This is a genomic window from Enterococcus sp. AZ009, assembly GCF_050548785.1.
GTDB classification, from domain to species: domain Bacteria; phylum Bacillota; class Bacilli; order Lactobacillales; family Enterococcaceae; genus Enterococcus_D; species Enterococcus_D entomosocium.
Map to the genome: position 1 here is coordinate 416315 of NZ_CP172960.1, position 26014 is coordinate 442328.

The 26014-nt window shown below is 43.0% G+C and carries 25 protein-coding genes; 15 read left to right on the forward strand and 10 right to left on the reverse strand.

Going from position 1 to position 26014, the window contains the following annotated elements; genetic code table 11:
* Window positions 1–30 precede the first annotated feature (30 nt).
* Window positions 31–549, forward strand: coding sequence for an Asp23/Gls24 family envelope stress response protein (locus IGJ74_RS01990; protein ID WP_005232258.1), 519 nt, complete (start codon window positions 31–33; stop codon window positions 547–549).
* Between the two features lie 86 nt (window positions 550–635).
* Here IGJ74_RS01990 and IGJ74_RS01995 read toward each other — a convergent pair whose 3' ends face one another.
* Window positions 636–1349 (reverse strand): C39 family peptidase, encoded by a 714-nt coding sequence (locus IGJ74_RS01995; protein ID WP_086316826.1) that lies wholly within the window; start codon window positions 1347–1349, stop codon window positions 636–638.
* Between the two features lie 368 nt (window positions 1350–1717).
* Here IGJ74_RS01995 and mnmA point away from each other — a divergent pair, with 368 nt between their 5' ends.
* Window positions 1718–2836 (forward strand): tRNA 2-thiouridine(34) synthase MnmA, encoded by a 1119-nt coding sequence (mnmA, locus tag IGJ74_RS02000; RefSeq protein WP_026008140.1) that lies wholly within the window; start codon window positions 1718–1720, stop codon window positions 2834–2836.
* A gap of 124 nt (window positions 2837–2960) precedes the next feature.
* Here mnmA and IGJ74_RS02005 read toward each other — a convergent pair whose 3' ends face one another.
* Together IGJ74_RS02005 and IGJ74_RS02010 are read right to left on the reverse strand one after the other, a co-directional pair.
* The gene (locus tag IGJ74_RS02005; protein ID WP_087664820.1) at window positions 2961–3917 is read right to left on the reverse strand and encodes a 1-phosphofructokinase family hexose kinase; all 957 of its coding nucleotides are present in this window, start codon (window positions 3915–3917) and stop codon (window positions 2961–2963) included.
* Window positions 3914–4675 carry a DeoR/GlpR family DNA-binding transcription regulator gene (locus IGJ74_RS02010; RefSeq protein ID WP_008376158.1) on the reverse strand — a complete coding sequence of 254 codons (762 nt, stop codon included), beginning with the start codon at window positions 4673–4675 and terminating at the stop codon, window positions 3914–3916. Before IGJ74_RS02010 ends, IGJ74_RS02005 begins: the two co-directional genes overlap by 4 nt.
* 281 nt (window positions 4676–4956) lie before the next feature.
* Here IGJ74_RS02010 and IGJ74_RS02015 point away from each other — a divergent pair, with 281 nt between their 5' ends.
* The 6 genes from IGJ74_RS02015 to IGJ74_RS02040 all read left to right on the forward strand — a co-directional run bounded on the left by IGJ74_RS02015 (window position 4957) and on the right by IGJ74_RS02040 (window position 8658).
* Window positions 4957–5418, forward strand: coding sequence for a PTS sugar transporter subunit IIA (locus tag IGJ74_RS02015; protein ID WP_087664821.1), 462 nt, complete (start codon window positions 4957–4959; stop codon window positions 5416–5418).
* A 20-nt stretch (window positions 5419–5438) separates the two neighbouring features.
* Window positions 5439–5738 (forward strand): PTS sugar transporter subunit IIB, encoded by a 300-nt coding sequence (locus IGJ74_RS02020; RefSeq protein ID WP_087664822.1) that lies wholly within the window; start codon window positions 5439–5441, stop codon window positions 5736–5738.
* 36 nt (window positions 5739–5774) lie between these two features.
* Window positions 5775–7166, forward strand: a complete 1392-nt coding sequence (locus IGJ74_RS02025) for a PTS galactitol transporter subunit IIC (protein WP_087664823.1) — start codon at window positions 5775–5777, stop codon at window positions 7164–7166.
* Window positions 7167–7194: 28 nt separating this feature from the next.
* On the forward strand, window positions 7195–7446 hold the full coding sequence (locus IGJ74_RS02030) for a hypothetical protein (protein WP_008376154.1): 252 nt from the start codon (window positions 7195–7197) through the stop codon (window positions 7444–7446).
* 17 nt (window positions 7447–7463) lie between these two features.
* On the forward strand, window positions 7464–8216 hold the full coding sequence (locus IGJ74_RS02035; protein WP_061053679.1) for a class II aldolase/adducin family protein: 753 nt from the start codon (window positions 7464–7466) through the stop codon (window positions 8214–8216).
* Window positions 8217–8430: 214 nt separating this feature from the next.
* On the forward strand, window positions 8431–8658 hold the full coding sequence (locus tag IGJ74_RS02040; RefSeq protein ID WP_242691824.1) for a hypothetical protein: 228 nt from the start codon (window positions 8431–8433) through the stop codon (window positions 8656–8658).
* Between the two features lie 58 nt (window positions 8659–8716).
* Here the strand turns inward: IGJ74_RS02040 and IGJ74_RS02045 are convergent, their stop codons facing one another.
* Window positions 8717–9577 carry an AAA family ATPase gene (locus tag IGJ74_RS02045; protein WP_087664824.1) on the reverse strand — a complete coding sequence of 287 codons (861 nt, stop codon included), beginning with the start codon at window positions 9575–9577 and terminating at the stop codon, window positions 8717–8719.
* Between the two features lie 312 nt (window positions 9578–9889).
* Here IGJ74_RS02045 and IGJ74_RS02050 point away from each other — a divergent pair, with 312 nt between their 5' ends.
* Both IGJ74_RS02050 and IGJ74_RS02055 read left to right on the forward strand, forming a co-directional pair.
* A complete protein-coding gene (locus IGJ74_RS02050; RefSeq protein ID WP_005227251.1) occupies window positions 9890–10267 on the forward strand; it encodes a DUF1033 family protein in 378 nt (125 codons plus the stop codon).
* Window positions 10200–12272, forward strand: a complete 2073-nt coding sequence (locus IGJ74_RS02055) for a DNA topoisomerase III (protein WP_087664825.1) — start codon at window positions 10200–10202, stop codon at window positions 12270–12272. Before IGJ74_RS02050 ends, IGJ74_RS02055 begins: the two co-directional genes overlap by 68 nt.
* Window positions 12273–12349: 77 nt before the next feature.
* On the opposite strand, the gene IGJ74_RS02060 is transcribed toward IGJ74_RS02055, so the two are convergent.
* The 3 genes from IGJ74_RS02060 to IGJ74_RS02070 are packed head-to-tail and all read right to left on the reverse strand — an operon-like array spanning window position 12350 to window position 16344.
* On the reverse strand, window positions 12350–13903 hold the full coding sequence (locus tag IGJ74_RS02060) for a response regulator (protein ID WP_087664826.1): 1554 nt from the start codon (window positions 13901–13903) through the stop codon (window positions 12350–12352).
* A complete protein-coding gene (locus IGJ74_RS02065; protein WP_218193153.1) occupies window positions 13881–15329 on the reverse strand; it encodes a histidine kinase in 1449 nt (482 codons plus the stop codon). Before IGJ74_RS02065 ends, IGJ74_RS02060 begins: the two co-directional genes overlap by 23 nt.
* 10 nt (window positions 15330–15339) lie before the next feature.
* Window positions 15340–16344 carry an ABC transporter substrate-binding protein gene (locus tag IGJ74_RS02070; RefSeq protein WP_087664828.1) on the reverse strand — a complete coding sequence of 335 codons (1005 nt, stop codon included), beginning with the start codon at window positions 16342–16344 and terminating at the stop codon, window positions 15340–15342.
* A gap of 232 nt (window positions 16345–16576) precedes the next feature.
* On the opposite strand from IGJ74_RS02070, the gene chvE reads away from it, so the two are divergent.
* The 5 genes from chvE to IGJ74_RS02095 all read left to right on the forward strand — a co-directional run bounded on the left by chvE (window position 16577) and on the right by IGJ74_RS02095 (window position 22639).
* Window positions 16577–17677 (forward strand): multiple monosaccharide ABC transporter substrate-binding protein, encoded by a 1101-nt coding sequence (gene chvE, locus IGJ74_RS02075; protein ID WP_087664829.1) that lies wholly within the window; start codon window positions 16577–16579, stop codon window positions 17675–17677.
* A gap of 146 nt (window positions 17678–17823) precedes the next feature.
* On the forward strand, window positions 17824–19353 hold the full coding sequence (gene mmsA / locus IGJ74_RS02080) for a multiple monosaccharide ABC transporter ATP-binding protein (RefSeq protein ID WP_005232243.1): 1530 nt from the start codon (window positions 17824–17826) through the stop codon (window positions 19351–19353).
* Between the two features lies 1 nt (window position 19354).
* Complete coding sequence (gene mmsB, locus IGJ74_RS02085; RefSeq protein ID WP_034872066.1) at window positions 19355–20551, forward strand: multiple monosaccharide ABC transporter permease; 1197 nt, start codon at window positions 19355–19357, stop codon at window positions 20549–20551.
* Window positions 20552–20563: 12 nt separating this feature from the next.
* Complete coding sequence (locus tag IGJ74_RS02090) at window positions 20564–20899, forward strand: PTS sugar transporter subunit IIB (protein WP_087664830.1); 336 nt, start codon at window positions 20564–20566, stop codon at window positions 20897–20899.
* Window positions 20900–21118: 219 nt separating this feature from the next.
* Window positions 21119–22639, forward strand: coding sequence for an alpha-L-fucosidase (locus IGJ74_RS02095; protein ID WP_087664831.1), 1521 nt, complete (start codon window positions 21119–21121; stop codon window positions 22637–22639).
* Window positions 22640–22768: 129 nt separating this feature from the next.
* Here the strand turns inward: IGJ74_RS02095 and IGJ74_RS02100 are convergent, their stop codons facing one another.
* The 3 genes from IGJ74_RS02100 to IGJ74_RS02110 form a co-directional block, all read right to left on the reverse strand.
* Window positions 22769–23878: an ABC transporter ATP-binding protein gene (locus IGJ74_RS02100; protein WP_008376142.1), complete on the reverse strand. Its 1110-nt coding sequence runs from the start codon at window positions 23876–23878 to the stop codon at window positions 22769–22771.
* A 107-nt stretch (window positions 23879–23985) separates the two neighbouring features.
* Window positions 23986–24690 carry a helix-turn-helix domain-containing protein gene (locus tag IGJ74_RS02105; RefSeq protein WP_223272959.1) on the reverse strand — a complete coding sequence of 235 codons (705 nt, stop codon included), beginning with the start codon at window positions 24688–24690 and terminating at the stop codon, window positions 23986–23988.
* A 329-nt stretch (window positions 24691–25019) separates the two neighbouring features.
* A complete protein-coding gene (locus tag IGJ74_RS02110; protein WP_087664832.1) occupies window positions 25020–25859 on the reverse strand; it encodes an SHOCT domain-containing protein in 840 nt (279 codons plus the stop codon).
* Window positions 25860–26014 lie beyond the last annotated feature (155 nt).

The window sequence follows — 26014 nt, forward strand, 5'->3', positions numbered from 1 at the left end:
ATATCAAGATTATAGTAGGAGGAATGTACGATGGAAAACCAAACAAAACCAACAACAGGTGTTAAAGGAGAATTAACTTACGAAGATAAAGTGATTCAAAAAATCGTAGGCATTGCATTAGAATCTGTAGACGGACTCTTAACAGTCGATGGCGGTTTCTTCTCAAATATTGCAGGTAAATTAGTCAACACCGATGATGTGACTTCAGGGATCAACGTTGAAGTTGGGAAAAAACAAGTGGCAGTCGATCTTGATATCGTTGCAGAATATGGCAGCGACATGACCACGATCTACGACCAAATCAAAGAGGTTGTTTCAACACAAGTCAACAAAATGACGAATTTAGAAGTCATCGAAGTAAACGTGAATGTAGCAGATGTCAAAACACGTGAACAATTCGAAAAAGACTCTGAAACAGTTCAAGACAAAGTAAGCAGTGCGGCAGAAACAACTGGCGACTTTGCGTCAAAACAAACACGTAAAGCCAAAGGTGCCTTCAACCGGACAACGACGCGTATTCAAGAAAACAACGAACCACGCGTTCAATAATAGCAAGATAAGCAAAAGACTAGCTGCGGCTAGTCTTTTTTTGTCCCACAAAAGGTGTATTTTTGCAGCTTCAGCCGATCAGAACATCAAAGCCAAAAGCTCCAATAATGGATTCCTTCTGCTTGAAAGACATCGTTAGGATAGCTTTTCTCATAATGGGCTTTTTCGGGGGAATCATTAGGATCGAATACTTGAATCGTTCCTTCTTTGTTCAAAGCCAATACCATGATATGTCCGGATGTCGTAAAGGTTCCTGCTTGAACCGAGACCACAACGGGGATGCCTTGTGTCATTTTCTCATAGGCAGCCTCAAATGAATCCCCTAAATCGGCAAATTGGTAACCAAAAGCTTCGGCAAACTGAGGAAAGATTTGCCAACTTGTTCCTTGTTTGGGAAGATAAAATTGATCGCCAGCCCACTCCAATAGTTTGTCAGGATTCGGCGGAAGATCCGTCCAAAAAGCATCGATCATGGCTAAAGAAGCAATAGCGCACCCGTTTGCCGCAAAGGTGTTTTGCTCTTCTCCATATCCATACGTGTTATTGCCCCAGCGTTGATCGGTTTGTACAATCAACGGCAGTTGCTGCGTGTCTGCCATCGCTTGTTGAATCGCTTGATTGGCTTGACGAGTGAACTGTTTTGAGACAAGCGCTGTCTGATCAAACGCAGCATCCCTGACCTGATCAATCACGTAATGAATGACAAAAACACCACCGATGAGAAAAAGCAGCAGTGCAAGGCTCTTTTCTTTCTTCCCATCATTTCTCCTCGTTTTCGATATCCTTGTGTGCGATCGCATGAAATGCCCCTCCTCGTAAAGTAGTATCTAAGAGAAGTATAGTCTTTTTCTAATAAGAGCATTTCTGCATTTCCTGAAGAATTTCATACGATTTTATGACAACCACCATTTGAAAAGTAAGTTGTTACTGTTTGGACAGCTGTCGATGACAGACACAAAAGCAGCGCTTCCTCTATTTGGCTGAGTAGGTGGAATAACGAACAGTTACTTCTCTCCAGATGTCTTTTCTAAAAAAGGAATTTTTAAGAAAAGACAGCAAACAGTGAAGTTTTTTGTGTTTTGTTGTATAATGCAAATTACTGAAAAGTTGCGACCTTCAAATCGTAGATGATTTCAGAATCTATAATTGAAATGATGGTGAAACAATCATGTCTAACGAAAACACCCGGGTGGTGGTTGGAATGAGTGGCGGGGTAGACTCGTCAGTAACAGCACTTTTGCTGAAAGAACAAGGGTATGATGTTGTCGGGATCTTTATGAAAAATTGGGATGATACCGATGAAAACGGTGTTTGTACCGCAACAGAAGACTACAAAGACGTAGCCAAAGTGGCTGCGCAAATCGGGATTCCTTATTATTCAGTGAATTTCGAAAAAGAATATTGGGACCGTGTATTTGAATATTTCCTTGCAGAATACCGTGCCGGACGGACACCTAATCCAGATGTCATGTGTAACAAGGAAATCAAGTTCAAAGCCTTTTTGGATTATGCGATGGATCTTGGTGCCGATTATGTAGCAACCGGCCATTATGCGCAAGTGACCGTTGATGAAAACGGCGTAACCCATATGTTACGAGGCGTGGATAACAACAAAGATCAAACGTATTTCTTAAGCCAATTGTCACAAGAACAATTGAGCAAAACCATGTTCCCATTAGGTGGCATGGAAAAATCAGAAGTACGAGCGATCGCTGAACGGGCAGGTCTAGCAACAGCCAAGAAAAAAGATTCCACTGGTGTCTGCTTTATCGGAGAAAAGAATTTCAAACAATTTTTGAGTAATTACTTGCCAGCGAAAAAAGGCAATATGGTTACATTAGATGGTGAAGTCAAAGGACAACACGATGGCTTGATGTACTACACCATTGGACAACGTCAAGGCTTAGGCATTGGCGGCGGCGGTGCCACTCAAGAACCATGGTTTGTCGTAGGAAAAGACCTAGCCACTAACACCCTGTATGTAGGGCAAGGATTCCATCATCCCGCATTGTATGCAGATCGCTTGGAAGCAAGCCAAATCCACTTTACTACAGAACAAGACCGCGGAACGGAATTTTCATGCACAGCAAAATTCCGCTACCGTCAACAAGATGTACCGGTAACCGTGCGTCTATTAGATGGAGATCGCGCAGAAGTGATTTTTGACGAACCAGTACGCGCCATCACTCCTGGACAAGCAGTCGTTTTTTATGACGGCATGGAATGCTTGGGCGGCGGTTTGATCGATGCAGCCTACAAAGAAGCCAAAGAATTACAATATGTTTAACCACTAACACAATCAGCCCTAGCTAAGAACACTGAACCAATCAGTTGTACTTAGCTAGGGCTTTTTTTCTTTGTACCAACGAATGTTTTGCGTAATCAAGAGAACCAAAAAAATAGGTAGCCGTTTATTCTTTGATCTTGAAAAGGTGGATCTTTTCGCTAAATGCAGCGACTTGTGCAGGATCGATCGTACCGTTTGTTTTCGAAAGCGCATTAGACATGCCACAAGCCATCGAATAGATCAATGCTTGTTCCATTGGAAACTGTTTATTCAATGCAACAGCCATACCACCAACGGTTGAATCACCACAACCAGTCGTATTAACGATGGCGATTTTAGGGATCTCGATCTTAAAAAAAGTCGACTGATGTTTAACGATTGCCCCATCGTCGCCTTGAGAAACCATGACGGTGTCGATCCCTTCGAAGAGAGAGCTCTCTAAGACAGAGAAAATGTCTTGCGATGAATGCAATTTTTGACCCATTAGTTCTTCTAATTCCTGTTGATTTGGTTTAATAAAATTCGGACGAGCATTCGTTTGAGTCAAACAATTTTTTAGTTGTTCCCCAGCTATATCCATGAGGATCGGGACTTGTTCACCTAATGATTGACGGATGAATTGAAGCAATTGATCGTGAAAATGCCCATTATCAGAATTTACTGATCCAGAAATACAGACGACCGTGATGGGGTGTTGTTTAATTATTGCTGCAAGGTGTTGGTAAAAAAGTTGTTCGTTTTCCTCCGACAGATAAAGTCCTTTTTCTACTAGCTCAGTATGGGTGTTACCGTCATGCATGATCGTGATCGCATTGCGAGAATTGCCGTCGATGGTGAGGAAATCCAATACATAACGTTCTTCAGCTAGTAAAGAATCAAGGATCGTTTTGCCTACAGGTCCACCTAAAATACCTGTTAATAAAACGGCTTCCCCAGATTGTGCGATGACTCTGCCAGCATTGATGCCTTTTCCTCCAATTGATGTATGTGGGTTATCTACCCGATTTACTTGATCCAATTTTAGCGAAGGAACAAGATAGTTGTAGTCCATGGAAGGGTTCATTGTGATGGTTAAAATCATTTTTGTTCCTCCTTGAGGATCTCTGTAAAGGAACGATAATAGTCAAAAGTAGTCTCAGAAAGTTTATCATCAGTGATCAAATAGTCGATATCTGAAAGCGAGTAGAAGGTATAAACGTCAGAGCGATTAAACTTGGAACTATCTGCAACGATGCATTTTTTGCGGGAATGTTTGAATGCGACTCGTTGAATCGAACCTTCAACAAGATTTGCAGTGGTGATATTATTTTCAAAGATCCCATTTGTAGCAGCAAAAGCGATATCGATATTTAAATTTTCAAAACTCTTCTCTGCTGTTTCCCCATAAAATTCTTCCGTCGTGCGGGAAAATTCTCCACCGGTCAATAAGACACGATAGTCTGTGTTGTAAATCAAATAATTAAAAGCAAGTAAACTATTTGTGATCACGAATAAGTTTGCTTTTTTTAGTTCAGGTAAAGCGTGGAGCATCGTAGTTCCCGCACCGATATAGATAGTATCGTTGTCTGATATGATACTGTTCATTACTTTTCCGATGAATTTCTTTTCGGCAACGTTCGTATCGATTTTTTCTTGAGTAGAAAGCTCGTGTTCGATTTTTTCGAGTTTTTGGGCGCCACCATAGATTTTTACCAATAAAGATTGATTCGCTAACTCTGTAATATCTCTACGAATGGTCATATCGGAAACGTCTAATGTTTTGGCTATTTCTGCAATGGATAAGTAATCGTGCTGATTCACTAGCGCTAGAATTTTTTCTTGCCGTTCTTTCTTTAACATAGTTTCACCTCTGGTTGATTAACGATTTTTTTAAGTTTCTTTTTTATCGATGTTCTTTATACATTAATTAATAGCATTTACTTTTGGAAAAAGCAAGGGAAAATGTTCATCTTTGTTAAAGTTTGATAGTTTCGTGTATTGGTGAAAGGAATCAGTTTGAAAAAAATACCAAAAGAAAGCGTTGACAAGAAAAATTAACTATTGTATATTTACATTGTAAAACATATTGTAACAAACTTTAACAATATTTATCATTTGAGTTGAACAAGGAGGAAGAATAGGTGGGCTATACGAGCATGTTTGATGAAAGGCTAATTTTTCTCGATGTGGAAGGAGAGGAGTTGAAAGAACTATTTGAAGAAATAGCAAAACGATTACAGCAACAAGGTTTTGTGAATGAACAGTATGTAGAAGGATTACTAGCAAGAGAACAAGCTTTTCCAACTGGACTGATTACACAGTATTTGAATATTGGCTTGCCTCATTCAGAACCAGCGTATGTCGAAAAGCCTTTTATTGCGATCGTGCGTATGAAAAACGAGGTGAAGATGAAGCAAATGGGCGACAGTCAAGAAATGCAGGTCAAGGATCTCTTTTTTCTAGGAATCAAAGAACCAAAAGAGCAAGTCGGCTTACTGCAATCGTTAATGGCATTATTTATGGATGAAGGATTTGTAAAGGCATTCATTGAAACACAAGAAGTGCAGGCAATTTATCAGCTAGTTACACAGTATACAAAATAAAATTTTTGGAGGAATTTAAGATGAAAAGAAGATTGATCGTAGCATGTGGAAGTGGGGTTGCAACAAGTCAAACGATCGCAAGTAAAATTGCTGGAATGCTTGAAGATGACGGAATCGATTTCCCCGTTGAAGCAGTTGATTACAAGTCGATCCAAAATGAATTGCCGTCGACAGGAATTTATGTGTATGTTGCTCAGCCAGATGATGAAGTATTGGAAAAAGCCGCTGAGCTAGGTGTACACGTTTTTACTGGGATTCCGTTTCTTACCGGTATGGGTATGGATACGATTTATGAAGAAATCAAAGAATTGATTGGCTAGTACAAAACATCCTATCAAAAGAAAGAAGTGAAAAAAATGCAAGTATTTCAAGACATTATCAATTATATCTTAGGTTTAGGTTCCGCTATTTTTGTGCCGCTAATCATTTTAATCCTAGGCTTGGTTGCAGGGATGAAATTCAAAAAAGCCTTTATGTCTGCAATCACGTTAGGTATTGCTTTTACTGGGATGTCTATGGTCATTGGCTTTATGTCAAATGCAGTTAGTCCAGCTTCCGAAGCATTGGCAAAAAATACTGGCTTGAACTTGCCTGCGCTAGATTTAGGGTGGACAGGAGCGGCAAGTATCACCTGGTCATGGTCCTATGCATTTGTTTTCTTTGCCGTCGTTCTTAGCGTGAATTTTGTCATGTTGATTTTGAACTGGACCAAGACGTTGAATGTCGATATGTGGAATGTATGGGGCAAAGCGCTGACTGCCTATCTGGTCTACTTTATCAGTGGAAGTTTACTTGCTGGGTTTATCACCGCCATCGTACAGGTTATCTTGGAACTTAAAATGGGGGATATGTTCCAACGCCACATTGAGGATTTGACTGGTATTCCTTTAGTAACAGTGACCCACTTGATGAATATTTCAGCAGTGCTTTTATTACCGATCAATGTGATTATGGATAAAATTCCTTTCTTTAATCGACGGGCCGATACCAAAGCCTTAAAAAAGAAAATCGGTATCTTCTCTGAAAATTCGGTGATGGGCTTTCTCATTGGTTTGGGCTTGGGATTAGCTGCAGCTTATGGCGTGTCAGGCTCATTGAACTTAGCTATTCAAATCGCGACTGCAATGGCTTTGTTCCCAATGATCTCAAAAATGTTTATGCAGTCTCTTTCACCACTGGCTGATGCAATGTCGGAAATGATGAAAAAACGCTTTAAAGATCGGGAAGTTTACATTGGGTTAGATTGGCCCGTATTAGCTGGTCGCTCTGAGATTTGGGTCACTGCTATCTTGTTGGTACCTGTCTTTATTGGCTATGCTATCATCTTGCCGGGAAATGCTGTGTTGCCTTTAGCAGGAATCATTAACTATTCGATCGCAGTAGGTGGATTATTGCTCACCGGCGGAAACTTGGTTCGTATGCTGATCATGGGGGTTATTTCGATGCCAATCTATCTATATGCAGCTACGTATTTGACGCCGATCCTAACGGGCTTAGCAGATCGAACCGGCGCAGTAGAAGGAATACAAAAAGGGCAGCAAATCACTTGGTCTTCGATCGAAGGACCGGAATTTCGAATTTTATTTGCAGAAGCGTTTAAAGGAAATATCTTGGGTATCGTCGGTTCCGTTGTGTTTATCGCAATGTTTGTCTGGTTGTATAAATATATGAATAAGGTAAAGGTACCAAGTCAAAGATATGAAGAACAAGGGACCCCATCGACGCAAGTACGTGCGACGAATGGCTAATATTTTCAAAAAGGAAAGGACGACAGGAATGGGAAAGAGCGAAAAAATAAAATGGCAATTGCTTCTTTTTCTAGCAATTGGCTGCTATCTCTTAGCTTTGGTGACACAACAGTACCTATTTAATGTCGTAGCGATTGGTCTAGCAGTCTGTGTATACAAATATGGCAGTCCAGTACTTTTTAAAGAATACGATGAACGAAAAAAGAAAAAAGAGGAAGAAGCAGCTAAAGTAAGGGAAGCTGTACAAACAATCTTACGCAACAAAACGTTTGAAAAATAAAAAAGGTGGTCTTGAATATGTCAGATGGACGGATGATTTTTGAAAGAGAACGGGAAGATTTAGCACGAATCGTAAAATTGATTTTTACCCGGAAGAATACAAATGTTGCAGGCGGTAATTTTTCTTTTAAAACAACCGATGAAACTGGAAAAGAATACATTATTATGACACCAACTATGATGTCAGAAGCCTATTTAGGAGAGGTCTCACCAGCCCAGATTTTAGTCGTTGAGCCTCATACGAGAACAGTGATTGATGGGGTTGGTCAGCTGACACGAGAAATCAACTTACACGAAGCGGTTTATGATACGAATCCAGCGATAAAAGCAGTTTTACATGCCCATTCTCCTCACTCGATGTTTTGGGCAACCGCCGGATTGGATATGCCTAACTTAACAGAAGCGACCCAAAAAATTGGCTATATTCCTGTACTAGACTTTGAACCTAATTGCTCACCAGAATTAGCAGAATTAGTTTCTGATTACATGAAAAAAGAACAACTCGCCTTACCGAATATGTTGCTCCTCAACAGTCATGGGGTACTGATCAGTGCGCCAGGAGCATCTGGCATCGAAGCAATCCATAAAGCTTTGCAAATACTAGATACCACGGAATGGAATGCGGAAATTGCCTATAAGCAAACGATTTTTCAATCTTTAGGCTTGTTAGATGGTTTTTACTCCAAAGGGAGACAAGTAGGAACACTTGAAGACTTGAAAAAACATACACCGATTTATAATAAAGAAGAAATTTTTGCTGGTGGTGACTAGCCAGCAAGTAATCATCTTTTTCGATTGATAAAAATCCAAGAACATTCGTTTACGAGTTCTTGGATTTTATTTTTTTATTCAAAATATGCTATAATTTAGTCAGAAAATGAATGTTTTTGATGCATTGGCATTTTTAAAAGAAAGGGGGAGGTGCATGAATCGTACAAGAGCCAACCTCATGAAATGAGGGGAGGTTAGTGCCGTAGGGTTGGTAATGCTTCATCAGACTCAGGTCATTTCAAGCCAAATCAACCATCTTGCCTTAGCTGTACTATGGGGTTTAGCCGGGTATTTGCTTGTTTTTAAAAAGTTCTACTTTTTGTCCGCTCAGATTGCGGGGCATTCTGATCAGTATAATCAAGCAGAAGTCAAGTGGGGCAAAATTGCGGGAGTGGTCGCCTTCTTTATTGCTCTGATCAATTTGATTTTAGTCTTTGTGTGAGTGTGGCGGAAAAAAAAGCCGCCAAAAGAAATCTTTGACGGAAACTGGGTTGCTTGGCTCATGATCGATCATCAAATTCGGCTTGGTGTGCTTGAAAAAAGCGGTAATACTGCTGGACACTAGCTAACTGGGTCCACTTCCGAACATCGACGGGCGTTTGATCCAAATCATAGATTTTGGCTTCCTTTAAAGATAAAACGAAAGGACTATGGGTAGCAATAATGAATTGGCACTGTTCATAGCGGACAAAATCTTCCAGTAACTGCACTAGTTCCAACTGACGATCAGCAGAAAGGGAATTTTCTGGTTCATCTAATAAGTAAAGGCTGTCGGGACGAATCTTTTCTTGAAAGAAGCGAAAGGCACTTTCACCATTGGAATATTCTCGGACGTTGTCGATCAAGTGCTTGCGGGTGAATTTGGACTGTGTGTTGGATCGTGCGAGATTGATTTTCTTCAATTCATGGTAATCGTCAAAACCTGTGAAACGAAAGTCCGCATACTTTGCTTGGTAGTATTCTTGAAACACTTCTTCTCGGCGATGATCGATCCCTTGATTTAAGTTTCGAATATCCAGCATGAAGTCAAAGACGTCATCGCTGGTCAAAAGCACTTTTTCTTGCGGTTCGTCGTTGCTACGAGCAGTACAGTAGGATAAATAGTCCTCGAAAAAATTCGACCGATTATACGCAGCAAAGCGCTGAGCGTGGATCTTTTCTGCAATCACGTTCAATGCAGTGGTTTTGCCAGAACCATTACCGCCATATAAAATCGTGATTGGTTCAAAATCGATCTGCTGAAAACGGCGGGCACTGAGAATCTGAAAAGGGTAGTAAGAATCATAGACAGTCCGTTGGATAGAAAGGAAAAAATCAAACTCGGTTTCTTGATCGGGAAAAGTGATTTGTTCGAGATACATGGGGCACCTCCTAGCAGTTTCGTGGTTGCCATTATTGTAGCATATCCATCACAGATAAAAATTTTTTTGCGAGGTTAAAATAAATCTTGTTTGATATTTTTTTAATCTTTTACTGTTATATTCACAACAGGAAACTTCTGTGCTAGACTATAAGGGCATAGAAATGATGTAATCTTAAGCAACCGATAAAACGTACAAAAAAACGAAGGTTTAATGAATTCTTTAAGCGATGTTTAAATGCTGAAACTTATTCCTTGCAAGTTTAAGTAAAAGTGACTAATATGGGGAAGGAATCGTGAAAGGAGCAATGGAATGTATCAAGTAGTAGTCATGTATGGGGACAATGAACCGTGGTGGTTTTTTGAGGGATGGCAGTCAGATATTCAAGAGGCGTTCACATTTGCAACTTTCAGCGAGGCGCAGTCATTTTATGAACAAAAATGGCAAGAAATCAGAGAAGAGTATTCGTACATAAATGCAAAATCAAACTTTATGACGGCTTTTTGGAATGAAGAAGACGAACGCTGGTGCGAAGAATGCGACGATTACCTCCAACAATATATTGGACTGGCATTGCTCAAAGAATATCAGCAAGTCGTCGACGAAAGCAGGAAAGATTTTTATGAAACAACTAATTCTAGCGGAAAAGCCAAGCGTTGCCAAAGACCTCAGCAAAGTTTTGGGCTGTGAGCAAAAACATAAAAATTATTACGAAGGACCCAAGGCGATCGTTACTTGGGCCCTTGGTCATTTATTGGGCTTGAAAATGCCTGAAGATTTAAACAAAGAGTGGGCATCATGGCAGATGGAAACGTTACCGATGATCCCTAAGTCCATCGGGATCAAGCCGTTGCCAAAAACCGGTCATCAACTAAAAGCCATCAAACAATTGGCTCAAAGAAAAGATGTCGGGGAAGTCGTGATCGCTACCGATGCGGGAAGAGAAGGGGAGCTAGTCGCTCGCTGGATTTTGGAGTGGGTTCGTTTTGACAAACCAGTCAAACGTTTGTGGATTTCTTCGCAAACCCCTAAAGCCATCAAAGAAGGCTTTGCAAAATTGCAGTCAGCCAAGCACTACGACAATCTTTACTACTCCGCCCTTGCGCGGGCAAAAGCCGACTGGCTGGTAGGGTTGAATGTCACGCGGGCATTGACGGTCAAATATCAAGACAATCTTAGTGCGGGTCGGGTCCAAACCCCTACCTTAGCTTTGGTGCGCAGTCAGGAAATGCAAATCGAGAGTTTCCGTCCGCAAACCTATCATGTGATTACCCTAAACGTAGGCGATGCCAAGGCCCGCCTGCAGCAAAAAAATCCCTATCAACTAAAAGAACGCAGCGACGCCGAAGCATTGGTCAAGCAAATGAGTCAACAAAATGGTCGCGTGACAGCGATCGAAGAAAAGGTCAAAACAGAAAGTGCACCATTGCCCTACGATTTGACCGAGATCCAACGAGAAGCCAATCAGCGTTATGGATTTTCAGCCAAGAAGACCTTGTCGCTTGTTCAAAGCTTGTATGAAACCCATAAAATCGTCACTTACCCAAGGACGGATTCCAAGTATTTGACTAATGATATGAAGGCAACCATGAAGGAACGCCTGCAGGCAGTTGCGGATTTTGCCCCAGAAGTCAAAGGATACTTGAAAAATGGTGGACAAGTGGTGCAGCAAGCTGTCTTCAATGATAAAAAAGTCACGGATCACCATGCCCTGCTGCCAACGGAACAGCGGGCACGTTATGAAAAATTAACTACCGATGAACAACGGATCTATCAAATGATCGTTAGTCGTTTCTTAATGCTCTTTGCGAAACCTCATAAAAAACAGCAACAGAAAGTGACAGTGACCTTTGGTTCTGAGACCTTTGTGTTCAACCGCAATACCGTGTTAGAAGCGGGATGGAAAACGACTTCCGAAGAGGAAACCAGTGATGTGGCTTGGCAAAAAGGCAGTACCATCAAGCCTGAGTTCACCATCCAAAAAGAGTTGACCACACCACCGAAACCGTTGAATGAAGGAACTCTTTTAGGAAAAATGGAAAAACACAGTCTTGGTACGCCGGCAACCCGTGCGGAGATCATTGAAAAGCTGATCAAATCTGAGCTGATGGAGCGGACCCCAAGCGGCTTGCAAGTATCGCCAAAAGGCAAGCAGTTGTTAGTCTTAGTCAATCCTTCCTTGGTGACACCAGAGTTGACGGAAAAATGGGAGAAGGAACTGGAAGCCATCGCGAAAGGCACCTACTCTGCCCAAACCTTCCTCGCGCAAATCGAAGCAGACACTAAACAATTGGTTAAAGAAATCAAGCAAAGTGAGAGCAAGTACCAAGATTTCTCATTGACCCAAAAACGGTGTCCAGAATGCGGCGAACCATTGCGGGAGAAAAATACCCGTGATGGCAAGATCTATGTTTGTTCCAGTGGCACCTGCAAGTACCGTCGTCGGAAAGACCCGAAAGTTTCAAACCGACGTTGCCCGCAATGTCACCGAAAGATGGAGATCATTGAGGGCAAAAATGGCGCCTATTTCCGTTGTAAATTCGATGGGACCACCGAAAAAATGGCGGATAAAAAAGAGCGCAGCAAAAAGCTGTCGAAACACGAAGAACGCCGCTTGATGAATAAAATCAATCAAGAAGAACCGCAAGAAAGCCCATTAGCAGCTGCTTTAAAAGCTGCTATGGAGAAGAAATAACTGAATGAGGTAGAAAATAAAAAAGAGTGAGGACGATTTTGCTGTCTCTCACTCTTTTTTTGTATCCATTCATTCAACTAGGCATTTTTTTGACGGTATTCTTTCGGTGAGATTTTTTCTTTCTTCTTGAACAAAAAGGAAAAATAATTTGGGTCATTATAGCCAACATCAAAGGCGATCTCAGATAGCCGTAGATTTGTCGTTAACAGCAGTTCCTTAGCTAAGGTCAATCGTTGCTCGGTCAAGTATTCGATAAACGTAGAATCAGTGGCTTGCGAGAAGATGGTGCTGAAGTGCGCCGGACTCAAATGAACTTTTTCAGCAACTACATTTAAGGAAATATTGGGATCAGAAAAGTGCTCACTGATAAAGGCTTTGGCTTGATTGATGACGCTTTGATATTTCGCCATTGCAGGATTGATGGGTTGTTTGGTCAATAGCGGCAACAGTTCTGCCAGAGTCGTTTGATAGTTCTCTGGCTCATGGGTCAATGCCGCTAGATAGTCTAAGTCATGGGCGTGCTGAACGATCTGGGGCAGCGATTGACTGTCTTTTTTCTTCAATAATGCCAGCAATTCGACCAAGACGAACAAACGGTACATTTGCGTTCGCTCAACGGTCCCTTGAGGCGCCATCAATTCATCGGTCAGCTCAGGGATCGTCTGTTTCCCAGCATTTGCCAGTCTTGAAGCAAGATCGGTTTTGAAAGGATTGGTGGGAGACAGTTCCCCTTCCCGAATGTCATCTTCATAGCTGATGATTTTTTCCTTGCGGATGCTGCCATAGGTTTTTAGCATGTCACGAGCTTTCTGATAAGAAAGAGGGATGCCCGAGAAACGATCTGCTATAGGTCCGATCGCCACTGCTACTTCTTCCCCAGAACCATGAACGAGGCTTTGAGCGATCTGATAGGCCTTTTCTAAAACTTGTTCGCGGTCATGGTCAAAAAGTAAAAACTTGATGAAGCGGCTAGAGACACTGGAGAACAAGACGGCATCATCTTGCTCATAGGCTTTGGTCAGCTGCTGGCTAAAGCGAGTGTAGTCAGAAAAACTTTGATTGAAGGGGGTTTTTGCTAACAGCACACAAAACTGTTTGCCTGAAAAGCGCCGTCCCAGTTCTTCTGCTTGCAAAAAAGCTTCTGAGATCGTGATTTTTTGTTTAAAAAGATGATTCAGAAAGTGATTTTTTTTGATTTCCATTTCGAATAAATCGTCTTCTTTGGATAATTGCTGATGGGTGGTTTGTTGTTCATCTAAGTGTTGAACGACGGTTTTGATGGCTTGTTCTAATTCTTCGTTTTTGATGGGCTTGAGTAAGTAATCGTCTGCTTGCAGCTGCAGTGCCGTTTTTGCATAGTCAAAATCATCAAAGCCGCTAACAAAAATAATGCGAACTTGCGGCAATAATTTTTTGGCTTCTTTCGCAAAGACCAAGCCATCCATAAACGGCATTTTGATATCGCTGATAATAATATCCGGACGCAGATCAAGGATCGAAGCTAGCGCCAATTCGCCATCGGCGGCTTCATCGCTATAAACGATCGGGTATTGTTTGGCGAGAGTCATGATTTGGTGACGCAAACTATCGCGAATCAGATGTTCATCTTCAACTATGAACACTTTGTACATGGTTGGGTTCCTCCCTTTTTGGTACTGTGACGTTAATCGTGGTGCCTTCTTGGTATTGACTGTGGATCGTCAGTTGCGCTTCGCTGCCGTAGTTCAGCTGGAGACGGCGATAGACGTTATATAGGCCATAGCCGCTCTCAGAGGCGGGATCAGTGGTTTCTTTAAGGTTACGACGAATCTCCTCCAAACGCTCAGGGGCGATCCCAACGCCGTTGTCACTGATGGTCATTTGAATCTGGTGAGGCAATTCTGACACTGTGATTCGAATCATGCCGACGCGACGGACAAACTTGGTGCCATGATAAACGGCGTTTTCAACCAGAGGCTGCAGGACCATTTTCAAAACCTGCAGTTCTGGACTGACGGTTTGATCTTCGATGGTGTAAGACAGCATCCTACCATAGCGAATCTGCAAAATCTTCAAGTAATCGCCCACATGCCGCAATTCTTTTTCCAAAGGAATCCAGTCTTGCCCTTTGCTTAAGGAGATACGGAAAAAATCCGACAACGCATAGGTCATTTCCGTTGCTTGCTCGTAACGGGCAGCTTCAATCAAAGAAACGATCGCATCTAAACTATTATAGATGAAATGTGGGGTAATCTGGGCTTGTAAGACCCGCACCTCACTTTGGGCTAAGTGATACTGTTTCAAGGCATTTTCTTCCAAGAGCCGGGTCAAGTCATCTGCCATTCGATTCAAGCTACTCGTCAAGGTCCGCAGCTCTGGGGTCTCGGGCAGTTCTGCTCGGTAGCTCAAATGTCCTTGGGATAGTTCGTTGGAAAGATCTAATAACCGATCCAGCGGGTCTTGCAGGTTGTCCCGAACAAAGCGCCGGTTTTTATTGATGATCGCAAAGATGATCAAAAGTAACACGACTTGAAAAAGGATCAGTAACAATACCGATTGGACTAGTTCGTGATTGGTTTGGCTGGCTAAGCTGATCTCTACCCCGACGAATTGCTGCAAAATATCGGATAGCAAATCGATCACCGAATCCACTTGGATCATGACGTATTGGTTTTTTTCCACCGGCTCATCCTTGAGAATATTGTCGATCAACTGTTGCTGATAGGTTTCTAAAGAATCGAGCGTCCGAAAGGCGACCGCTAAAATATTGAGCTCTTTCGCAGTGCTGGTATTTTCTTGGATGTGTTGCAGGTCGCTCCTCAATTCCTCAATTACATTGGTTTCTTGGACTTGTGCGACGGTTTTTTGGCCAAAGACTAAGTCCCACATCTCCTCCAAGACAATGGCATCGACTTTTTCCGATAGTTGATTGGCTTCTTCAATATTGTTGATGGTATTTTGGTAAATGAAAATCTGCCGCGAGTAAAACACACTGCTTAGTACGAGGGGAATAAAGGCGACGAGGATCATCAGTTTATTCGTCTGTTGAAAGATGCCCTTGATACTTTTTGTTTTCATCTTCATCTCCTCAATAATTTCTCGGTGGAATCTGATCGAAATCCATGTCACTGGAAAAAACTGTTTCATGGACATAGATTTCACGAGGAATGGCATCGGCGCCGCGAGCCAAGTAGCGAGAGATGGCATTTTTGACGAACACCCCGGCATCTGGGTTGCACTCAACGACACAATTGACCACTCCTTGCTTCAATTTATCGATCATTTCTTTTTGAGCATCGATCGATACGATCACTAAATCCTTCCCCGGCTCAATATCGGTTTTTTCTAAGGCTTCTAGGGCACCCAACGTCATCTCATCATTGTGGCTGAACAAGACATCAATCTGTTCCATTTTGCCTGCTTCGATGTATTGTTCGATGACTTCTTTGCCTTTACGGCGGATGAAATCGCCGTTTAATTCGTCTACGACTTGGATCGTCACATTGTTATGGGCATAATCACGCTTGATGGTTTCTCGGAACCCTTCTGAGCGCAAATACGTCGGGGACGTAGCATCCAGTCCCGTCAATTCTAAAACATTGACTGTTTCGTTCTCATGCTCTTTATAATAATTACTAACGTAGAGACCTGCACGATTGCCCTCGGCTTTGAAGCTTGGCCCGATATGGGTCAAAAATAAAGAGGGATCGCTGACATTGACATGTCGATCTACCACGAAAACGGGAATCCCAGCTTGGGCCGCTTCTTCCAAAATCGGTTCCCAATTGTTTTCCTGAATGGGGGTAAAGACGATGGCATCGACTTGATACACGATAAAATTACGGATATCTTGGATCTGTCGCTCTTGATTCATATAACCGTTACGATAAAGGACTTCATAGCCTTCCTTCTCTAATTCAGTGCGGATCGATTCCGTATGGCGTTTACGCCAGCTGCTTTCTGTTCCCGATTGAGAAAAACCGATCACGATACTTTCTTCCGCTGTTTCAGCGGTCGTTTCTTTGACTGCTTGGCAACCAGCCAAGAAAGACAAACACAACCAAAGGAGTAACCCAATTTTTATATTCCTCATTTTTTTCACCTCTATTGTCTATTCTACTAAAAAATACGGAAGCGCTTTACACAAAATATCAAATCAAATAAAAACCAAGGGAATCTTAAAAAATCCAAGATTCCGAAGAGAAAAGGGGGTAACTGGGCCGTTTTTTCTCAAGAAATCCAAGAAACCTCGAAAAAATCTAAATGTAAGCGATTCCTTAAATAGCTATACTGAATATGTAAGAAAAAGACATGGAGGGATCACAATGAAAGGTACTTTTGGTAAATTGGTCGTCCTAGCATCCACCTTATTGGTTGGTGGATTGTTAGCAGCTTGTGGGAGTGGATCAGATAGCGGGGCAAACGGTGACGGAGACAAAGGATTTGTTGGGATTGCGATGCCGACCAAATCGGCAGAACGATGGATCGCAGATGGCGACAATATGGTAGAGGAATTAGAGAAGCTTGGCTATAAAACTGACCTGCAATATGGAGAAGACAAAGTAGAAAACCAAGTGGCACAAATTGAGAACATGATCACCAAAGGCGTTGATACTTTAGTGATCGCCTCGATCGATGGTTCGGCACTGACGGACGTGTTGGAAAAAGCCCATAACGAAGACATCACAGTCATCGCCTATGACCGTTTACTGATGAACTCGGAATACGTCGATTATTATGCCACCTTTGATAATTTTGGAGTCGGCGTGCTGCAAGCGTCTTATATTGAAGACAAATTAGGTCTCAAAGACGGTGAAGGACCATTTAATATTGAATTATTCGGCGGCTCTCCAGATGATAACAATGCATTGATCAATTATAATGGGGTCCTTTCGGTCTTCCAACAATACTTTGACAGCGGACAGCTAGTCGTTCCTTCTGGTCAAACCAACTTCAACCAAATCGCTACCTTGCGTTGGGATGGTTCAACCGCGCAAGCTCGGATGGACAACTTGTTGAGTGCCAACTATACGGATCAAACATTGGATGCTGTTCTTTCACCGTATGATCCAATCAGCCTAGGAATCATTTCATCGCTTAAAGGTGTGGGCTATGGTTCCTCTGATAAACCACTGCCTGTGATCACCGGTCAAGATGCGACGGTGGCAGGAGTGAAATCAATCATCGCGGGCGAACAAACCCAAACGATTTTTAAAGATACACGAGTGTTAGCGAAAAACACGATCGAAATGATCGAAGCCATCACCAATGGCGAGGAAGTGCCAGTCAACGATACTGAAACCTATGACAATGGCGTCAAAGTCGTACCAACCTACTTGTCAAATCCCGTTTCTGTGGATAGCGACAACTACAAAGAAGAACTGATCGATACCGATTACTATACAGAAGAAGAGCTGGGCATTTAAGCAAGGAGTGCAGATCCAGCGAGAAAAGATGCTAGTTTCCCCTAAAGCAGCAGGGAAGAACGAATCATCCCCAGTATTCGTTCTTTCCGCTTTTCTTGCAAAGGGAGCGCATCACTTTTACATAAAAAGGAAAAGGGTGAAAGAACATGGCAGATAATATTTTGATGATGAAAGGCATCGTCAAAGAGTTTTCAGGGGTTCGCGCCCTTGATAACGTCAACCTCTCGATCGAGCGAGGAGAGATCCACGCACTGTGTGGAGAAAATGGCGCCGGAAAGTCCACGCTGATGAATGTCTTAAGCGGACTCTATCCTTACGGCAGCTATGATGGAGAGATCTATTATGAAGGGGAGTTATGCAAGTTCAAAGATTTGCGGGACAGTGAGGACAAAGGAATTGTTATTATTCATCAAGAGTTAGCCTTAAGTCCTTACCTGTCGATCAAAGAAAATATCTTTCTAGGAAATGAACAAGCCAAGCACGGCATTATTGATTGGGATCTGACCGAAAAGAAAACAGATAACCTCTTAAAGATCGTTGGCTTGAAATTAGACCCGAATACGCTGGTTTCACAAATCGGTGTCGGGCATCAACAGCTGGTGGAAATTGCCAAAGCATTTTCAAAATCCGTCCGATTGTTGATTTTAGATGAACCAACCGCGGCGTTGAATGAAGAAGAAAGTGCCAATCTGTTAGAGCTGATCAAAGAGTTTCGCAACCAAGGGATCACCTCGATCATTATCTCCCACAAGCTGAATGAAATCGTCAATGTGGCGGATCGCATCACGATTTTACGAGACGGGCAAACGATCGAGACGCTGAGCGGGGCCGAAATCTCTGAAGAGCGTATCATTCGCGGCATGGTTGGGCGAGATTTGACCAATCGTTACCCAGAGCGGAAACCCGCTATTGGTGAACCGTTTTTTGAAGTCAAAAATTGGACGGTCCATCATCCAATCGACCATACCCGTGTGGTGAATGAAAATTTGAACTTGATGATCCGCAAAGGAGAGATCATCGGCATCGCCGGTTTGATGGGTGCGGGACGGACAGAGTTTGCCATGAGTGTCTTCGGTCATTCCTATGGCAGTTCGATTTCGGGGGAAGTCTATAAAGACGGCCAACCGATTTCTGTCAAAGACGTGCCAACCGCCATCAAAAATGGGTTAGCCTATGTGTCGGAAGACAGAAAAGCGTTGGGCTTGAATCTGCTGATGGATATTCGCGAGAACACCACCATCGCTAGTCTTGCCAAAATCAGCCGCCAAGGGGTCATCGATAAAGAAAAAGAAGTCACGATGGCAGAAGAATTTCGCAAAAAAATGCGGACGAAAACCAATTCAATCTATCAAAACGTCGGCAGCTTGAGTGGTGGGAATCAGCAAAAAGTCGTTTTGGCAAAGTGGCTGATGACCACACCAGATATCTTATTTTTAGATGAACCGACCCGCGGGATCGATGTCGGGGCGAAGTACGAAATCTATACGATCATCGAAGAGATGGCAGCAGCTGGCAAAGCCATCTGTATCATCTCCTCGGAGTTACCAGAACTATTAGGCATGTGCGACCGGATCTACACGATGAACGAAGGCCGCTTCACGGGCGAAGTGTTACGGGAAGAGGCCGACCAAGAACGATTGATGAATCTAATGACACTAGAAGAGAGTGGGGTTTGAGATGGAAACAACCAATAAATTAAAAAAAGAACGCAGCCATTCGCTGAAAGAAAAGGCACTGGAAATCTTTAGCAAATACAGTATGATCATTATCTTAGCAGTGCTGCTGGTGGCCTTTCAGCTCATGACCGACGGGATTTTCTGGCGGCCGCTGAATATCACCAACCTCGTGTTGCAAAACAGTCATATTCTCGTTTTGGCAGCTGGTATGCTTTTGGTCGTCTTGTTAGGACACGTTGATTTATCCGTAGGGTCCGTGATGGCGTTTGTCGGTGCGATTGCAGGTGTCTTAATGGTCAATAACGGCATCAGTCCTTGGCTGGCAGTGCCTCTTTGCTTACTGATGGGCGCAGTGATCGGTGCTTGGCAAGGCTTCTGGGTCGCGTATGTCGGTATCCCAGCATTTATCGTGACCTTGTCTGGTTTACTGATGTTTCGAGGACTGACCCAAGTCGTATTAGGCGGTCAATCATTGGCACCGTTTCCCAAGGCATTCCAACAAATTTCCACCGGCTATTTGCCAGATATTGCAGGCGGTCAGATCCATTTACTTTCCATGATTTTAGGTGTAGTGATCACGGGCATCTTGATTTTAGGCCAATGGCGAACCCGTGAGCGTCGCAAAAAAAATCTTTTTGAAGTGGAATCAATGGCAGCCTTTACCTTTAAAGCCGTCTTTACTGCGGTCGTATTTCTCGGCGCTACCTACATCTTTGCCTCTTACCAAGGGTATCCGATCATTTTGATCGTCTTAGGGGTGATCGTGGCTGCCTATGGCTTTTTGACTAACAAAACCGTCGCTGGTCGTCAAATCTATGCAACCGGCGGCAACAAAAAAGCAGCCGAACTTTCTGGGATCAAGACGAAGAAAATCACCTTCTGGGTCTTCGTGAACATGGGGATGATGGCAGCTTTGGCGGGCTTGGTTTTAGCCGCTCGGTTGAACGCAGCCACCCCGCAAGCAGGAACGTCAATGGAATTAGATGCAATGGCCGCAGTGTATTTCGGCGGGGCTTCCACCTCAGGCGGTATTGGTACTGTGATGGGTGCGATCGTTGGTGGGCTCGTGATGGGTGTCTTAAACAATGGGATGTCGATCTTAGGAGTCGGTGTCGATTGGCAGCAAGCCATCAAAGGGTTGATTTTGCTGCTGGCCGTCGTGTTGGATATCTACAATAAGAAAAAGAAAATATCGTAGGAGGGCCTGTTTATGGAGGAACAAGCACAAAAGACGATTTTATTGATTTGTACCGCAGGTATCACTACGGGTCTCTTAGTGAAAAACATGCAGCGGGCCGCAGATGAAAAAGGGCTAGCTGTGCATATCTATTCGGCACCAGCCATCATTGCTGAACAGATCCTGCAGCAGCAAACAGTCGATGCTTTGTTGATCGGTCCGCAGTCGAAGTACGAAGTCAATCGATTAAAAGACTTTCTCATGGTCAAAGCGGTGCCATATAAATTAATCAAAGAAACAGATTACGAGCTGTTAGATGGCGAAGCTGTCCTTACAGACAGCCTGACCCTCTTACAAAACGATCACTAGGCTCAAAAAAGAGCTATGTGTTTCAGCGTTTGAATATGTTGTTTAGAGTAGTGCCTTGCGAATCCCCCAAGCAAGCACTACTCTTTTTATCGTAAAGTAGTTTGATCACCTGATAGGGAAGAACCGTCGATTGAATGCTGCTTCGGTCAGTTCTTGAGCTTTGTTTGCCAGTGAGTGGACAGGTGGCGAAAGTACAGTAAAGGCGGCGGATCTTTTCCAATGAGGAAACAGTCAAGAATCGACCTTGTATCTGTTTCCTTAAAGCGGCAAACAACTAATAGAAAGGAGGAACTGTTTATCGAACCAACAGAACTTACTCAGATTCGCCCCAGTAAACGACAACTACAGTGGCAGCAGCTGGAATTTTATGGCTTTATCCACTTTGGTCTCAATACGATGACCAATCGTGAATGGGGGCTCGGCAATGAGTCGCCAACGGTATTTGACCCGCAAAAGCTAGACTGTCATCAATGGGTTTCTGCAATGAAGCAAAGCGGTATGCAGGGAATCATTTTGACCTGCAAACACCATGACGGCTTTTGCTTATGGCCAAGCCAGCACACTGCTTTCACAGTCGCTTCAACGCCCTGGCGCAATGGTCAAGGTGATTTAGTGAAAGAACTTTCTGATGCTTGCCGTCAAGCAGACCTGAAATTTGGCATTTATTTATCGCCATGGGATCAGCATGAAGCTTGTTATGGGATGGGGCAAGCCTATGATGATTTTTATACGGCGCAGTTGACAGAACTTTTAACCAATTATGGTGATATATTCGAAATATGGTTAGATGGGGCCAATGGTGAAGGACCCAATGGAAAACGCCAAAACTATGATTGGGAACGGTATTATCAAGTGATTCGAGAGCTGCAACCCAATGCAGTGATTGCGGTTTGCGGACCGGATGTCCGTTGGGTAGGAAACGAAGCGGGGCAAACCAGACTTCAAGAATGGAGTGTGGTGCCAGCAGCATTAAAGGATGCTGAAAAAACAGCGAGTCATTCGCAAAAAGCCGATAGCACAGCGTTTCGGCAATCGATTTCCAGTATGGAAATGGATTTAGGAAGCCGACAAGCGCTGAAAAAGTACGGCATTAAAGAAGCTGCCGAATTGGCTTGGTACCCTGCTGAGGTCAACTTATCGATTCGCCCCGGCTGGTTTTATCATCCATCAGAAGACCAACAAGTAAAAAGCGGCGCTGAGCTCTGGTCTTTTTACAAGCAGATCGTTGGGGGCAATAGTTCTTTTCTACTTAATGTGCCGCCGATGCCGGATGGTATGATCCATCCAACGGATCAAAAGGCATTGCAGCAATTAGGTCACTCGATTAAACAATTGAAAGAGGTGACGGCTGAAAGGACCGGCACGTTTGCGAGCTCTTCAACCAGTGTGTCCAGCAGAATGGATAAGCTCCAACTATCTCAAGCGTTTGGCCAGTATTGGAAACCGGACTTGGAAGACAAACGGCCATGGCTGACCCTACATTTTGCAGAACCGGTCGTCATCAATTCACTTGTATTGAAGGAAGCGATTCAATATGGGCAACGGGTAGAAAAAGCAAAAATTTTTCTGCAAACTGTAGCAGGACCACAGTTACTGACCGAAATAGTGACGATCGGCTATCAAAAAATCATCAGCTTTGAAGCGGTCGGCGTGTCTGCTGTCAAAATCGTTTTTACTCAAGTTCGGCAAACACCGATCATTCAAACCATGGCCGCGCGCTATGTGCCTCAGGAAGAATAAAGTAACCCAAAAACAGACAGTCGGCTGACTGTCTGTTTTTGAGGGATACAAATAAGGAATAAAAGTGGATATTAGTTAAATGCGACTGCCTAGGGGGCAAATCCGAGAACAGTGCATGGTAACTACAAATTAAGGAAGTGTGATGACATTTTCTGAATCTTTGTCGAAGAAATGCGCTTTGTTGATGTTGAAAGCTAAATCAACTGTTTCACCTGGACGGTGGAAGTCGCGGGCATCAACTTTCGAGATAAATTCAGTCGCACCTACACGTGTATAAAGCATTGTTTCTGCACCTAATAGTTCAGATACGACCACTTCAGCACGTACAGTTGCTTCAGGAGAAGCTTCCAATGCGATTTGTTCACTGTGGATATCTTCTGGACGAATACCAAAGACTAATTGTTTGCCTTCGTAGCCTTTTTCAACAAGAATCTTATTCTTGCCTTCAGGAATACGTAAATTCAAACTTTGACCATCAGAGATCATACCGTTATTCAACGTAACATTGAAGAAGTTCATTGCTGGTGAACCGATAAAGCCGGCAACGAAAATGTTTTTCGGTGTGTTGTAGACTTCTTTTGGTGAACCGATTTGTTGAATGAAACCATCTTTCATGATAACGATCCGGTCAGCCATGGTCATCGCTTCTGTTTGGTCATGGGTTACATAGATCGTCGTTGTTTCTAAACGTTGGTGTAATTTTGCGATTTCCGCACGCATGGCAACCCGCAATTTCGCATCTAAGTTTGACAACGGCTCATCCATCAAGAAGACTTTGGCATCACGAACGATGGCACGGCCTAAGGCAACCCGTTGACGCTGACCACCTGAAAGGGCAGCAGGTTTACGATCTAAGTATTCTGTCAAACCTAAGATCTCAGCGGCATTTTCTACGCGTTTTTTGATTTCTTCTTTGTCGTATTTACGCAATTTCAAACCAAATGCCATGTTGTTGAAAACAGTCATATGGGGATACAATGCGTAGTTCTGGAAAACCATCGCGATGTCGCGGTCTTTTGGTGCTACATCGTTCATTACTTTTCCACCGATGCTCAATTCGCCTTCAGAAATATCTTCTAAACCAGCGATCATTCGAAGGGTTGTTGATTTTCCGCAACCAGAAGGTCCAACGAAAACGATAAATTCGCGATCCGCGATATCTAAATTAAAATCAGTTACCGAATACGCATCATTATTGTCATATTTTTTGTGGATATTTTTTAAGGCCATTTCTACCATTGGGATTACCTCTTTCCATTTAGTTTACATGAATAGCATAAATGAAAACGCTTCGAATGCGCAACGGAAACCTGCACAAGAAAAAAACGTTTTCTTGTGCAGGTTGTTTAATTGCTCTGATGGGTGAATTGGTCGATCAGTAAATAGCAAAGCAGCAGATCATCCATATTTTTTAAATTTAAACGTGTCAGTGTTTGAAACTTATCGATCTTGTATAGGAGAGAATTCCGATGCATAAACAGTTCTTTGGCAGTGGAACTCGCATTGCCTTGATTGCGCCACAGTGATTGAATGATCGTTTCGGTCTCTTCTTCAAACCAATCTAGATACAAGGTACGAAACAAGGAAATATACTCGGAAAAGCCATTGCGAAAAAGAGCGAAGACCACTTTGGGCAGATCCATACTTTTACTGGTAGTTTTCGTTTTTAACTCATTTTTAAACAGGGTAGATTCACTCGTCCATAAGGTAGTGAAGTCGTGGCGTGGGTGATGGAAGGGGCCAACGAACAGCTGGGAATAGCAGTCGAAATCCATATCCAAAGCCACGAATAAGCCGTCGAGATCTTCGATGGGTAAATTAGTGTCGTCTTGTTTTTCTACGATCACCGCATGGTCTTCGGTGAGGAAAAAAAGATCCACCACGCTAGGGAGCATTTGCTGGATCTCTGCGAGCCATTCGGATTGCAAGGAGTCAATGGTTCGGGTGAAATGAACTTGCAGCATTCGGACCCACGTTTGGTCTTGAACGGGCTGATGTTCAAATAAAATCGGATACCATGGATGGTTTCGGTTATCGATTTCTGGTTGCAAAGAGCCGTTTCCCAGTTGGATCAGCAGTTTTTCACTGTCACTTAATTGGTCAGTTGGCAGCCAAATATATTTTTTGCCGAAAGCGATGGATTCGATGTCCTTCGTTGTGGATACTTTGTCATGCAGCGTTGCCTGGGGGAAACGCGCTTTGATGTCATTAAAAGAAAAAATGAGAAAGACCTCCTTTGAGATACTCTACGTATTCTTCATTTAGTATAGCATGTTCTAAAAAAACCGTTCAAAATTTTCCCAGAAAAAAGCACAGCCCTTCACCGAAATCTCTGCCTTTGCATGGCAGGAGGACTGCTTTTTTCCCGAAGCGATGGCTTCTATAATCCTAACAGTTGTTTTTTCTTTAAGGCAAATTCTTCTTCAGTCAAAATTCCTTCGTCGACCAGCATTTTCAGTTCGCGAAGATCAGCAATGACCTGTTCCGTCGGGGTTACAGTTGGTCGCGGGGGCAGTATCGCATGCTCACGGGGGAAGTTAGTGAGATAGCGCTGTATGATCCGAGCAATCAGCAGGTCTTTTTCGGCAAAGCAAAGGGAGTGGTTTGGTTCCGTCCTTCTGCGAGAATGGGTTTCTCTGATTGCCCCGCCGCCAATATACAGTTCCAAGAAGCCATTGCCTTTCCAAAGACCAGATTCAGCAACTTCTTTCAGACTGACACTGGTGATCTGGGGAATCTGCAAAACCTGCTTTTCTTTCTTTTTGTAGTCGATGATCGTGAGGGTATCTTCTGCGATGATCCAAGCATCACGATATTGATAGGAAAGTAATTTGATTTTACCAGCCTCTTCATCCACGTAACTTTTGGCTGATTGTCCGCCAAGTGCTGCCAAATGATCCGTTAAAAATTCATAGGCTTTTTGGGCATCGATTCGATTGGTGAAATAAAGCAGATGAGAATTACCTGGTACCTGCAGTCGGAGGTAGTCCACTAAGAGACCTTTGCCTATATGTAATTCCACATCGGCAATTTTTGCCATGGGAATCTTTTCATCCGGGATTTTTGGATGGGTGTTGTTTATCCAGACGCCTTTTTTCGTAATGAACCAACGACAGCTAGCATCATGTCTGCGATTCTCTCGATATTTTTTTGAATACAGAATGATTGGTGCCTCATGATTTTCATTCATATTTCTCGTCAAAGTGTTTGCCTCCTTCATAGAAATAACTAACTATTTATTCAATTATACAACAAATTTAATCTTGTTTATTTTTATTATGAGTAAAATCGAGGTGTATTATCGTTTGGAATTTTTTCTCTATTACTTTTTCAGAAAAATTAGTATAGCAGCAATTGACAAGGAAGCGGTTTCTT